Genomic DNA, 12706 nt, shown 5'->3' with positions numbered 1-12706 from the left:
ATCACGTCGCGCCCAGGCGTCCCGCCAGATAGCGGGCGAAGTCGTAATTCGGCCGCTCCAGAGGGCTCAGATGGCCAGGCTTCGCGAGTGGCGCGTGCACGCCGCGAAATACGGCCTCGACGCCGCGCCGGTCCTCGGCGTTGACTTCGTCGAGCAGCGTCTTCAGCGTAGCCATGTAATCGGCGGCCTGCGGATCGTCGACGAAATCCGGTGCGAGGCCGCCGCCGAAGCGGATATGCACGCGGCCGACGCCTCGCGGCTGCACGATCAGATACCAGAAGTAGCCGGGCGTCAGCGTGATCAGGTGTGTCGGGTAGATCGCCAGCAGCGCGGTGGTGCGGCGCCAGTGCCCTTGCAGGCGCGTGTTGGCGGGATGCGCGTTGCCGATCGGCAGGGATGCTTCCTTGGTGATCCAGTGATAGTTGAACGCGGGCAAACCGGGCGGACATTCCATTTCTTCGAGCTTCGAGTGCGGTCCGACCGTTGCGCGATGCAGCATCGGCAGGTGGTAGCTCTCCATGAAATTTTCCGCGAGGATCTTCCAGTTGGTGTCCCACACGTGCTCTTCGTCGAAGGTCTCGACGTAGTTGCTCATGCCGTACGGCTCGATCAGCTTCGTCAGCCCGGACAAATGCGATTCCACCGAAGGCGCGTGCGCGTTGAGCGTTACGTAGATCCAGCCTTGCCACGTCTCGCAGCGCACGGCAGGCAGCTTGTATTGTTCCTTGCAAAAGCCCGGCTGCCGATCCATCAACGGCGCGCCCGCGAGCGAACCATCGAGCGTGTAGTTCCATGCGTGATAGGGGCACACGATCCGGCGCACGTTGCCGCGCCCTTCAAGCAATACCGACATCCGGTGCAGGCAAACATTCGAGAATGCGCGCAACGCACCGCTCGCATCGCGCAGCACGAACACCGGCTGGTCGTCGATTTGCGCGGTCAGATAGTCGCCACTCTGTGCGAGCGCGCTCGCGCGGCCCACGCACAACCACTCGTTGCGAAACACGTCGCGCCGTTCGAGCGCGAGAAACGCCTCCGACGTGTAGACGGCCGGCGGCATGGCGTGTGCATCCCCGAACGGACGCTCGCAGTTCTCGCGCAGGGCGCGAACGATGTCGAGTTCGGTGTCCGTCGACTGAAGAATGGCTGACATAGGGGCCCCCCCATCAGTGTGTGCATCCGATGAGCACCAATCTAACAATCCAAATTGCTAGGTAAAATATTGTTTTTGCATGCACTGCATAGCTAAAGCCTATGCCGGGACGCTTTCCAGGCCGCTAACCGATGTGGAGGCGCCGAATATACGTTTCACAGAATGCCGAGAAGCGTTTCACAACCTCGCGCGGCTTGACGGCGCCCGATAGTGCGATGCCAAGCGTCGTCGCATTGACGCTTTCCTTGAAATGTTTAATCACGAAGTCTTCGCCGTCCACTGTTCGGGTCGACTTCAGCGGGAAGTTGAGTATGCTGTAACCCAAGCCGTTGGCAACCATGCCACGCACCACTTCGGGCTGTGAGGACCGGAAAGCCGCGGTAGGGCGGCTGCCGACTGCGTCGAACAGCGCGGAGAAGTATTCGCGGCTATGCGGCAGGTCCAGCATCACATAGGGCTCGGGCAGCAGATCGGCCAGCGACACTTTGCGGGCCCGTGCAAGCCTGTGTGTTTTAGGCAGGATGACATACGGTGGCAGCGAAAGCAGCGGGGTAAACGCGATTCCATCGGTGATATCGAGGCTGTAGGTCAGCGCGATATCGAGCGAGCCGTCGCGCAGGCCGCTCAAAAGCGTGTCCTGATGCGCTTCCGTCGTACGGAAGGTGACCGCCGGATAGTCCTGCACGAAGCGGCTGATGATGCCTGGCATCAGCGGCGGGGCCAGCGACACCATGCAGCCCAGCGAGATGGAGCCCGACATGCCGCCGTCGATTTCCTTCGCGGTCAGCTGCAATTCTTCGGCGTTCTGAAGCAGATTGCGAGCGTGGCCGAGCAGATCGCGGCCCGGTTGCGTGAGCGACAGCCCGCTGGCGTGATGGCGGATGAACAGTTGGACGCCGAACGATTCCTCCAGATCCGCGAGCGACGTGGAGATAGACGGCTGCGAAATGTGCAGGCGCTTTGCCGCGGCGGTGAACGAAAGCGTCTCGGCCGTGACGACAAAATACCTGAGCTGACGCAACGAGTAGCGTATCGAGTTGCCGTCCATCAGTTGCTCCGTGTTCGGTCGAACCGATTGTCGCTCGCCAATTGTCGATTGCATAGCGAAAAACGATGCAAAGCATTTTTAAAATATAGTTTTTGTTGCCCGCTGCGCGGCGTACATTCTGTCCGACCGAAGAGAGAGAGTGACCTGAACCCAGAGCGCTTTTCAGAAGGAGAAGGCCATGTCGGCTGAAAAATTGTCGATCGACACGCTGGTCATAGGCGCGGGTCAGGCTGGCGTGGCAATGAGCGAACACCTGAGCAAACTCGGCGTGCCTCATCTCGTGCTGGAGCGCGACCGCATTGCCGAACGCTGGCGTACCTGCCGCTGGGATTCACTGGTCGCCAATGGTCCCGCCTGGCACGACCGCTTCCCTAATATGGAGTTCGAGGGACTCGATCCTGATGGGTTCGCCGCCAAGGATCAGGTCGCCGATTACTTCGAGGCCTACGCGCGCAAGTTCAATGCGCCGATCCGCACGGGCGTCGAAGTCACGAGCGTCGAGCGTCTGAAGGGCCGGGCAGGATTTGCGGTCGCAACGTCCGATGGCACGATCGAAGCCCGTCGTGTGGTCGTTGCGACGGGGCCGTTCCAGCGGCCCGTCATTCCCCCCATCGCGCCACAGGACGTCGAGCTCACGCAGCTTCATTCGGCCCACTATCGGAACCCGGCGCAGCTGCCCGAAGGCGCGGTGCTCGTGGTTGGCGCGGGTTCGTCCGGCGTGCAGATCGCGGACGAACTGCAACGCGCGGGTCGCAAGGTTTATCTGTCCGTCGGTGCGCATGACCGTCCGCCGCGCGCCTATCGCGGTCGCGATTTCTGCTGGTGGCTGGGTGTACTCGGCGAATGGGACAAGGAAGTCGCCGTGCCGGGACGCGAGCATGTGACCATTGCCGTCAGCGGCGCGTATGGCGGCCAGACCATCGATTTTCGCAGGCTCGCTCATCAGGGCATGACGCTGGTCGGCACGACGAAATCGTTCGCGAATGGCGTCGCGACCTTCGAACAGGACCTCGCCGCCAATCTGAAGCGTGGCGACGAAAACCTGATGTCGCTACTGGACGCGGCCGACGACTACGTCGAGCGCAACGGCGTGGACCTGCCGGAAGACCCCGACGCACGCCTGATTCCACCAGACCCGGAGTGCGTGACGCATCCGCTCCCGGAACTGGATCTGAAGAAGGCGGGGGTGAGCACGATCATTTGGGCCACCGGCTATGCCGTCGATTTCAGCTGGCTGCACGTGAACGCATTCGACGATAAGGGCAAGCCGCAGCATCAGCGCGGTGTATCGAAGGAACCGGGCGTGTATTTCCTCGGCTTGCCTTGGTTGTCGCGGCGCGCGTCGTCGTTTATCTGGGGCGTCTGGCACGACGCAAAGCACATCGCCGATCACATCGTCACGCAGCGCAAATACCTCGCGTATCGCGACGCGTCGCAGCGTCGGCAGGACGAGCGCGGCGTGCACGGCGCGAATCCAACCGATACCGCGTGCGACGAATCGCACGCGCCGAACACCAAAGAAGTGGGAGTGAACTGATGCCTACGCATACCCGCATCCGCATGTTCAATACGAAGGATACGTACCCGAACCAGTCGCTCGATAACGATCTTTGTCAGGCGGTTCGCGCGGGCAATACGGTCTATGTGCGCGGCCAGGTCGGTACGGATTTCGATGGCAACCTGGTCGGTCTCGGCGATCCGGGCGCGCAGGCCGAGCAGGCGATGAAGAACGTCAAGCAACTTCTCGAGGAAGCGGGCAGCGACCTGTCGCATATCGTCAAGACGACGACTTACATCACGGATCCTCGTTATCGCGAGCCGGTGTACCAGGAAGTCGGCAAGTGGCTGAAGGGCGTGTTTCCGATTTCGACGGGGCTGTGCGTCAGCGCGCTCGGCCAGCCGCAATGGCTGATGGAAATCGACGTGATCGCCGTGATTCCGGACAACTGGAAGTCATCTCAGGCGTAAGGAGCTACCCATGACATTCTCGATCGTCGGACGTTGTGGCAAGACCGGTCAGCTCGGTATCGCGATCAGTTCGTCGAGCATTGCGGTGGGTGCGAGGTGTCCGTGGGCGCGCGCGGGCGTCGGTGCGGTGGCGACGCAGAACGTGACGCTGCCCGCGCTCGGGCCGCAGATTCTCGATCTGCTGGAAAGCGAGCGTATTGCGGCGGATACGGCGCTCGAACGGGCGCTAGGCGCGAGCGAATGGAGCGAATACCGGCAGGTGACGGTGGTCGACAGTGAGGGGCGAACCGCGATGTTCACCGGCAAGGAAGCACTCGGCGTGCATCACGCCGTCGCGGGAAATCAGTGTGTGGCAGCGGGCAATCTGCTCGCCGGCAAGCCGGTGATCGACGCGATGGTGAAAGCGTTCGAGAGCGAACAAGGCGCGCTCGCCGATCGTCTGCTGCACGCGATGCATGCGGCCGTCGAAGCTGGCGGAGAAGCAGGGCCCGTGCATTCGGCGGCTCTGAAGATCGTCGATACACACGTCTGGCCGGTCGTCGATCTGCGTGTCGATTGGGCCGACGACGATCCGATCGGCAAACTTGGCGCGCTTTGGCAAGCGTATCGGCCGCAGATGCGGGACTACATCGCACGCGCGTTGAATCCAACCGCGGCGCCGAGCTACGGAGTGCCCGGCGATGAGTGAGTTGTCGAGCCGTGCGCTGCTCGAACGGCTGATCGGTTTTGCGACTGTCAGCCGCGACTCCAATCTGGAACTGATCGGCTTCGTGCAGCAATACCTCGCGGATCCAGGTGTGGACAGCGAGCTGTTCCATAACGTCGAGCGTACCAAGGCGAACCTGTTCGCCACGATCGGTCCGCGAGACCGTGGTGGCATCGTGCTGTCCGGGCATACCGATGGTGTGACGCGATGTTCGCTCGCCTCGCTGAACATCTCAAAAGCGTGAGGTAGCCTGCGCGTCTGCGGTGCAAATCGGGCGTGAGGGGTTCATCAGGACACGCGCTCCGCCACTTCGAGCACGAAGTGCGCGACTACGACCACACCGGTGATCAGGGTCGCGAGCCAGCAGAGCGCGCGTAACGACCAGTGCGCGACGATTTCGCCGACCGCTTCTCGTTTCGCACCCAGCAGCACCAGAAGCACCAGCACGGGCGTAATCGTCATACCGTTGACGATGGCGCTCCAGTACAGCGCCTTGACAGGGTCGACGTGCCATAGGCCGAACGCAAGGCCAAGCAGCGTCCCGAGCCCCGCGAGCGCAACGAGCAGAACAGCAATGCGCCGATCACGCCGTTGGCCGTGGGGCCAGTCGAACGAACTCGCCACCGCTTGCGCAGCGGAACCCGCAAGCGAAGGTAGTGCGAGCAGCGCTGAGCCAATCAATGCAAGCCCAAGCAGTGTGCCGGCGTAGCCATCCGCTAGCGGTTCGAGCACCCTGGAAAGCTCCGTGGGCTCGCCGGGCCGCGTCTGTGCACCATGCAGCGTCGCCGCAGCCGCAATCATCATGCACAATGCGGCCACGCTCGATAGCGCGGTGCGCCTCAAGGTCTGCATGCGCAAGCGGCGAAGCTGCTCTGACGAACGTCGATCGCCCCGCGACCCGTGCTGTTCGTGCTGTCGATGTTCTTCCTGTGCTTCCTGCTCGGCCTGCGAAAAAAGCAGATAGGGACTCATCGTCGTACCGAGCACGGCCATCAGCATCGTGACGAAATCTTCTTTCCACTCGACGTGCGGCACGAGCGAGCGCAGCACGACCGTGTGCCACGGCACATCGACGATCAGCAGCACGCTGGCATACGCGAGCATCGGCAGCATCAACCATTTGAGCACCTGCGCATAGCGCGCATAGGGAATGAACCACTGCAACGCAATCGACGTGCAACCGCATGCGAGGGCAAGCAACCAAAGCGGCCCATGAGTGAAGCGTTGCACGACCGCGGCCATCGCCATCACATTGACGCCGATGTTCAGCGTGTTCGCAATCACGAACCGCGCCACCGCGAAATAGAAGAACACCGGCGAATAGTGCGCGCGCATGTTCGCCGTCAGGCCATGTCCGGTGACGGCGGCGACATGCGCCGAGACCAGTTGCAACGCGACCATCGACGGAAACGACAGCACGCAGGTCCACAGCAGGTCGTAGCCGTACCACGCGCCCGCGAGTGAATATGTGGCGATACCGCTGGGATCGTTGTCGCAGCCGAGACTTGCCAGCCCCGGCCCGAGATTGGCGGCCCACGAGCGGGCGGCCCGCGACGAGGCAGCCTGCGTACCACCTTGTGCGGCCCGGGGCGCGGGGCCCCTGTCGGGGGAAGAGTGCATTCGCCTGACCGTCGGGAAACCAGGGATGCTGTAGCGCACGCACGAAACGTTCCTTCGTCGATTCGTTTCGCGGCTCACGTAGTCGCCGGATGTGACGGGATCGGGGCGGCTATCAGTGCTCCCGCAGGCTGACGATACAATGTCACATCTTCAACCCGCGCCGACCGCGGCAAGCGAACGATCCGTCTCCGCGACAGTTCCCCGCAAGTGGGGTCTCAATGCCCAGGCGTCTTTTCGCGCTGAGGCGATCGACAGGAATCGGTTTGTGGCGTGGTATGCCCGCATCGCCGCAGCGCTTTTGGGTTCGGCCGCATTCTTCATATATGACGCGACAATCATCCTCGCCGACCGCACGCAAGACGACACTTCGGTCGCGGTGCTGGAAGCCGGCAATCGGATCCTGCACGATCGGGAGAATCTCGAAACGAGGCAGCGCGGCTACCTGCAAACAGACGATGACAGCTACCTGCAACCGTACCGTTCCGCGGTGCGCGACCTCGACGACGCAGTGCTGCAGCGGCACCAACTGGTCGCTCTCGATACGCAGTCGACAGCGTTGGTCGGGCGCATCGAGCGCGCGAAGAATGACAAGGTGTTTTATCTGGACATAAACGGAATCAAAGCGGTGAAGGACACACTCGGCCATACTGCACCGCAGCTGACTCGCTCTGTTTGCCTGAATTCCGGACCCGCTTCGGTAGGGATGCTGGATGTGCCTGACAAAGCGAGAGTTGCGACGAGCCGCTGAAGAAAATCGCTGGAAAGGAGAAACCTTGAAAAAGACAGGATTCACGGTTCTGATCATGACGCCTTGTACGGGCGCGCAGGCAGCGGGCTACGCTGAGGTCTGGAATCCACCAGAGGCACGCGCGAACATGCTTCGAGTGACGACTCGCGCCGCAACCGTCAGGGTCGTGCGCTAATGGAAACGATCGACTACGACGGGTACACCTTATGGGGGCATGCCATCCTTCAGCAGGAAGGCGAAGGCATCCTGCAACCGGAGCGCTATGCGGCGAGCGGAACCATTACGCGAGGCGGAAAGCTGATCGAGGCATCAGGCATTCTGGGACTATTCGATAGCGAGGAGGAAGCCCACCATGCAGGCCTGGACTGGGCGCGTGCGTGGGTGGATGCTCATGGATGAGCTTTGCGCGTGGCAGGGTGGTCGAGCGGATCGACTCAAACCTACGCTTCCCGCTTGCTGCGCCCATACAGCAGCAACATTGCCGCTATCACCACGCCGTAGATGATCTGACGTCCCGCCTCGGGCATCTGCGCGACTGAAAGGATCGACTGCAGCAGCGTGATGAGGATCGCGCCAGCCACGGTGCCGAGGTATGAACCTCGTCCACCCAGAATCGATGTGCCGCCGAGCACGACTGCCGCGATCGCCGGCAACAGGTAGGCATCGCCCATCGACTGCGCTGCCTTCGAAGCATAACCGGCGAGCAATACGCCGCCGAACGCCGCGAACGCGCTGCACACGGCGAATGCGGCCACGGTCACGAGCCGCGTATTGATGCCGGACAGATACGCCGCGCGTTCGGTATTGCCGATCGCGTACAGCGTGCGGCCGAAGGTCGTACGCGACAACAGGAACACCGTGGCGCCGCCGATCACGAGCCATAGCGCGACGGCATTCGGCACGCCCGGTACGAGCCAGCCCGCCGCGAGCCATCGCATCACCTGGGGCGCGGAATCCTGCGGCGACGATCCGCCGGTATAGACGATCATGATGCCCTGTGCGACCGCATTGGTCGCGAGCGTTGCGATCATCGACGGAATGCGCAGCAGCGCAACGAGGACGCCGTTGACGACGCCGATCAGCACGCCGCAACCAATCCCGACCGGTATCGCGAGGATCCGTCCGAGTTCGCCGTGCCCCGCTACCGCGCACGCCATCATTGCGCCGACGGTGATGGTCCACGGCAGCGACAGGTCGATGTGGCCGAGCAGGATCACCATCATCAGGCCGGTCGCGATGATGCCGAGGAACGCGCCGACCTTCAGTTGCAGCAGGATGTACTCCGGCGACGTGAAGTTGCGCGAATACATCCCGCCGACGAGCAGCAGCGCGACGATGCACGCGAACGCGATCACGATCGGTTTGTCGATTCTGCGCGTGAGCCTCGACACGAACGTGTTCCGGCTGGTTGCTGAAACGTGGCTCATTGGAACCACTCCAGACGGTTGCGTACCCTGAACAGCCCGCATGCGCCGATCGCGACAGCGAGCAGAAGAATCACACCCTGGAATAGCGGCTGCCACAGCGCATCGACGTTGAACACGAACAGCAGGTCACCGATCGAGCGGAACGCGAATGCGCCGAAAATCGCGCCAATCGCGCTGCCCTTGCCGCCGAGCAGCGACACGCCGCCTATCACCACCGCGGCGATCGAAAACAGCGTGTACGAGTTGGCGCTGCCGAGGCTCGCTTCGCCGGTGTCGGTGAAGAACGTCAGGAATAGGCCGCCGATCGCAGTGAGCAGGCCGGCCAGCGTATAGCTGGCGAATTTCGCGCGGCGGATCGGCATGCCGGACAGAAAAGCCGCGGGTTCGGACGAGCCGGTCGCGTACGCCGCGCGCCCGACCGCCGAGCGTTTGAAAGGAATCCAGACGATCAGCGTCGCCGCGAGCAGAATCAGCAAGCTCGCCGGCAGGACGCCGGCGACCTTGCCGGTCAGTGCGTCGGCGAGGTCCTCGTTGATCGAGCCGCCGGGCACGGGGCGCAGCAGCAGCGCCAGGCCGTAGTAGACGGCGCCCGTCGCGATCGTCGTCACGATCGGCTGCAGCCGGCCGAAAATGATGATCACGGCATTCAGCGCGCCGCACAGCGCGCCCGCCGCGAGCACGCCGGCGATGCCGAGCGCGCTGTGCAGCGAGTCGCCCGTGACGATCCACGAGCCGATGCAATTCGTCAGCACCAGTGTCATGCCGATCGACAGGTCGATGCCGGCCGTCAGCACGACGAGCGCCTGCCCCATCGAGACGAGCGCGAGCAGCACCGCCTTGTTCGCTGCCGTCTGAAACACGTTGGCCGACAACGCCGACGGATAGTTGACCAGGTAGATCGCGAACATCAGCACGAACAGACCGAACGCGAATACGGCCCCGCGATTCTCCGCATACCAGTAACGCAGCCCGCTCATAGCGCGACTCCCGTGGAAGGCGAAATCTGTCCGACGGGCAGGTCCAGTGCACTGGCAATCAGATTCTGCTCGGTGATCGCCGAGCCGACGAGTTCCTTCTTGATCCTGCCTTCGTACAGCACGAGCACGCGGTCACAGCAGCCGATGAGCTCGTCGTAGTCGGTCGAATAGAACACGATCGCGGCGCCTTCGTCGGCGAGGCGCCTGAGCAACTGATAGAGCTCCTGCTTGGTACCGACGTCGATACCGCGCGTCGGGTCGCTGAGCAGCAGGATCCTCGGCTGCCGGATCAGCCACTTCGCGATGACCACCTTCTGCTGGTTGCCGCCCGACAGCGAGCTCACGGGCGCGTCGACGCTGAACGACTTGATCGCAAGCAGCTCCGTCATCCGGTCGACGAGCGACTGCTGGCGGTCGCGATCGATTACGCCGGCGGTGGACATGCGATCGAGCGCGGCAAACGACAGGTTCTCGCGTACCGACATCGGCAGCATCAAGCCTTCGGTCTTGCGGTCCTCCGGTATCAGCGCCATACCGATGCCGTTGGCACGCGCGGCCAACGGACTGCCGATCGACACGGCTTTGCCGTCGATCTCGATCTTGCCCGCGCACCCGCGCAACACGCCGAACAGCGCCAGCAGCAGTTCGCGCTGGCCTTGTCCGTCGAGGCCGCCCAGTCCGAGAATTTCACCGGGCTTCAACGAAAAGCTGATGCCTTGCAGCGTGTCGCTCCACGCGAGATCCCGGCAGGCGAGAACCGGAGCGGCGCTGCGGTCGCCGGCGGGTTTGGCCGGAAACGCATGCTGGTACTTCCGGCCGATCATCATTTCGACGACCTCGTTGTCGGAGCGCGTGCCTGCCTCGAAACTCATCACATGACGGCCGTTCCGGTAGACCGTGCATTCGTCCGCGAGCGCCTTCACCTCGTGCATCCGGTGCGAGATGAACAGCAGCGCGAGCCCCTCATCGCGCAGGCGCTTGAGCACCTCGATCACGCGCGCGACGTCGGCCGCGGTCAGCGCCGAGGTGGCTTCGTCGAGGATCAGAATGCGCGGCGCGTGTGCCAGCCCCTTCGCGAGCTCGACCATCTGCTGGCGCGACAGCGGCAGGTCCCGGACCTTCGCGAGCGGATTGACGTCGGCGGCGCCCGCCCGCGCGAGCGCCTCCTCGGCCTGGCGGCGCTGGGCCCGGCGGTCGATCATGCCGAAACGTCGCGGCGGGTGCGAAGCGAAGATGTTGTCCGCCACGCTCAAGTCGGGGATCAGCGACAGCTCCTGATACACGCAGACGATGCCGGCCGCGTTCGCCTCGGCCGGCGACGCGAACGAGACCTGCCGGCCATCGAAGTGCATCGTGCCCTCGTCCGGCTGCACGACGCCGGACATCACCTTCAGCAACGTGGACTTGCCCGCGCCGTTCTCGCCGAGGATTGCGTGAATGCGGCCCCTGCGCACCGTGAGCTCAGCGTGATCCAGCGCAACGGCGCCGCCGTAGCTTTTCGACACGCCAGACATCTGAAAGAACGGCTGCTCTGCATCCTGCAGCATGCTTCGTCTCCCGTCACATCCCGGCCATCATCCGATCACTGGTTGCCCTGGCTCTGCTTCATGATTTCCTGCGCAGAGAAATTGATGCCGCAAGTCGGAAACGAGTTGCCGACGAAAAAGTTGTCGGAGTCGTTCGGGAAATAGTTGACGCCCGCCTTCAGCTTCGAATCGTCGGTGACGTCGAGCGGCAGCTTGATCGAGACCGGGATCGTCTGGCCGTCCAGCGCGGCGAGCGCCGTCTTGATCGCCACGGCCACCTGCGCGGGACCGGTACCCGCCGACGTACACTTCAGGCCCTCGCTCCCATACTGCGCGCAGAACTTGCGAAAGCCGTTCTCCGTCTCGCCGCCGAAAGGCACGAACGGATGTTTCGCATCGATCATCGCGCGCACGACTCCCGTGTCGCCGCCTTGCGCCGAAATTCCATCGAAATGGCCCTGCACGGCAATCGCGTCGGCGGTGGCCTTTTGCGCGACCCCGTCGTCCCACTTGCCGTAGACCTGGACGACGTTCCACTTCTTGCCGGTGTCGTCCAACGTTTTCAGGAAACCATTGTGCCGGTCCGTGTCGACCGACGTGCCCGCCACCCCGCGAACCTCGAGCACCTTGCCTCCGTTCGACAGGTGGCTTGCGAGCCACTTGGCCCACAGCACGCCGAGCCCGTACTGGTCGACGTTGACGTTGATCGCGTCTTCGCTGTCGAGGATGTTGTCGAACGCGATCAGCACGACGCCGGCTTTCTTCGCGCGGCGGATCGCGGGGCCGAATGAGGCGGGATTTTGCGCGTCCACGATGACCGCGTCATAGCCGGCATCGATGAAGTTGTTGACGGCCGAGATCTGCGCCGGCACGTCCTCGCCGGTCGAGACGACTTTGAATTCCTTGAGCTTGGCGGCGACGGCAGGCTGCGCCGTATAGGCCTTGGCCGTCTTGATCATCTGGATACGCCAGGTGTTCGCGATATAGCCGTTCACGAGTGCGATCCGGTAGGGCCCGTTCTTCTTCGGATACTTGATGAACTTGGTGTCGCTCTTCCAGGGGACCATGCAGGTTGGATCGCTGGACGGTCCTGAAACGAACGATGCCTGCGCGAAAGCCGCGCTTGCACACAGCGTGAATGCCGCGGTCGCCGCCGCTCGAAGCACCTGGATTCCTGAAAGCATGTCGTCTCCTTTTTGTTGGATTGAACTTGCCGATTGCCGGCGAACATGGCGGCCATGGATCGTCGCCGAATTCTGTGCGTGAAGCAGGGAATCTTGCGGAATGTGCTGCAGCGGGGCTGACTCGGACTCGCCGAAGCAGCGCTATGACCTCTTCGACGGCGCCGCCTCGAAGCAAAACGAAGGGCCGGCGCGAACGCAGTCACGTCTGACACTACTGGCATACCAATCCGCGCGCGATAGTGGTTTACCACGGCGTCGCGGGAAGATTCGAGTAGTCTGGAACTCCTGCTGTACGGGTTCGATGGGCGGCGAGCGCGGCGTCAGGCCGATGCAGGCTGACCTCGGCAAT

At 63.0% G+C, this 12706-nt stretch carries 12 protein-coding genes and 1 pseudogene; 6 read left to right on the top strand and 7 right to left on the bottom strand.

Features of this window, described 5'->3' with window-relative positions; translation table 11 throughout:
- Nucleotide 1 precedes the first annotated feature (1 nt).
- Nucleotides 2-1153 (bottom strand): SRPBCC family protein, encoded by a 1152-nt coding sequence (locus OKW45_RS35695; RefSeq protein WP_429473548.1) that lies wholly within the window; start codon nt 1151-1153, stop codon nt 2-4.
- A gap of 124 nt (nt 1154-1277) precedes the next feature.
- Complete coding sequence (locus OKW45_RS35690) at nt 1278-2201, bottom strand: LysR family transcriptional regulator (RefSeq protein ID WP_184005689.1); 924 nt, start codon at nt 2199-2201, stop codon at nt 1278-1280.
- Between the two features lie 178 nt (nt 2202-2379).
- Between OKW45_RS35690 and OKW45_RS35685 the strand changes: the two genes are divergently transcribed.
- The 4 genes and pseudogenes from OKW45_RS35685 to OKW45_RS35670 all read left to right on the top strand — a co-directional run.
- The gene (locus tag OKW45_RS35685) at nt 2380-3738 is read left to right on the top strand and encodes a flavin-containing monooxygenase (protein ID WP_429473547.1); all 1359 of its coding nucleotides are present in this window, start codon (nt 2380-2382) and stop codon (nt 3736-3738) included.
- Entirely contained in the window at nt 3738-4169 is a 432-nt protein-coding gene (locus OKW45_RS35680) for a RidA family protein (RefSeq protein WP_429473546.1), read from the top strand. The genes OKW45_RS35685 and OKW45_RS35680 overlap by 1 nt, the downstream gene beginning before the upstream one ends.
- A 10-nt stretch (nt 4170-4179) precedes the next feature.
- Nucleotides 4180-4857 (top strand): DUF1028 domain-containing protein, encoded by a 678-nt coding sequence (locus OKW45_RS35675; RefSeq protein ID WP_429473545.1) that lies wholly within the window; start codon nt 4180-4182, stop codon nt 4855-4857.
- Nucleotides 4850-5077 (top strand): annotated as a pseudogene (locus OKW45_RS35670) (acetylornithine deacetylase); the annotation flags it as partial. The gene OKW45_RS35675 and the pseudogene OKW45_RS35670, both read left to right, overlap by 8 nt.
- An 86-nt stretch (nt 5078-5163) precedes the next feature.
- Here the strand turns inward: OKW45_RS35670 and OKW45_RS35665 are convergent.
- A complete protein-coding gene (locus tag OKW45_RS35665; RefSeq protein WP_429473544.1) occupies nt 5164-6495 on the bottom strand; it encodes an NRAMP family divalent metal transporter in 1332 nt (443 codons plus the stop codon).
- Between the two features lie 139 nt (nt 6496-6634).
- Between OKW45_RS35665 and OKW45_RS35660 the strand changes: the two genes are divergently transcribed.
- Nucleotides 6635-7243, top strand: a complete 609-nt coding sequence (locus OKW45_RS35660) for a CHASE3 domain-containing protein (protein ID WP_429473543.1) — start codon at nt 6635-6637, stop codon at nt 7241-7243.
- A 174-nt stretch (nt 7244-7417) separates the two neighbouring features.
- Entirely contained in the window at nt 7418-7642 is a 225-nt protein-coding gene (locus OKW45_RS35655; RefSeq protein WP_018422453.1) for a hypothetical protein, read from the top strand.
- Nucleotides 7643-7683: 41 nt separating this feature from the next.
- Here the strand turns inward: OKW45_RS35655 and OKW45_RS35650 are convergent, their stop codons facing one another.
- The 4 genes from OKW45_RS35650 to OKW45_RS35635 are packed head-to-tail and all read right to left on the bottom strand — an operon-like array spanning nt 7684 to nt 12357.
- Entirely contained in the window at nt 7684-8670 is a 987-nt protein-coding gene (locus tag OKW45_RS35650; protein WP_429473542.1) for an ABC transporter permease, read from the bottom strand.
- A complete protein-coding gene (locus tag OKW45_RS35645) occupies nt 8667-9647 on the bottom strand; it encodes an ABC transporter permease (RefSeq protein WP_429473541.1) in 981 nt (326 codons plus the stop codon). The genes OKW45_RS35650 and OKW45_RS35645 overlap by 4 nt, the downstream gene beginning before the upstream one ends.
- Nucleotides 9644-11194, bottom strand: a complete 1551-nt coding sequence (locus OKW45_RS35640; protein ID WP_429473540.1) for a sugar ABC transporter ATP-binding protein — start codon at nt 11192-11194, stop codon at nt 9644-9646. The genes OKW45_RS35645 and OKW45_RS35640 overlap by 4 nt, the downstream gene beginning before the upstream one ends.
- 35 nt (nt 11195-11229) lie before the next feature.
- Entirely contained in the window at nt 11230-12357 is a 1128-nt protein-coding gene (locus tag OKW45_RS35635; RefSeq protein ID WP_018422449.1) for a sugar ABC transporter substrate-binding protein, read from the bottom strand.
- Between the last annotated feature and the right edge of the window lie 349 nt (nt 12358-12706).

Origin of the sequence: Paraburkholderia lebeckiae (assembly GCF_050436225.1) — a bacterium.
Classification (GTDB): domain Bacteria; phylum Pseudomonadota; class Gammaproteobacteria; order Burkholderiales; family Burkholderiaceae; genus Paraburkholderia; species Paraburkholderia tuberum.
This window is presented reverse-complemented; position numbering and strand designations above follow the sequence as displayed.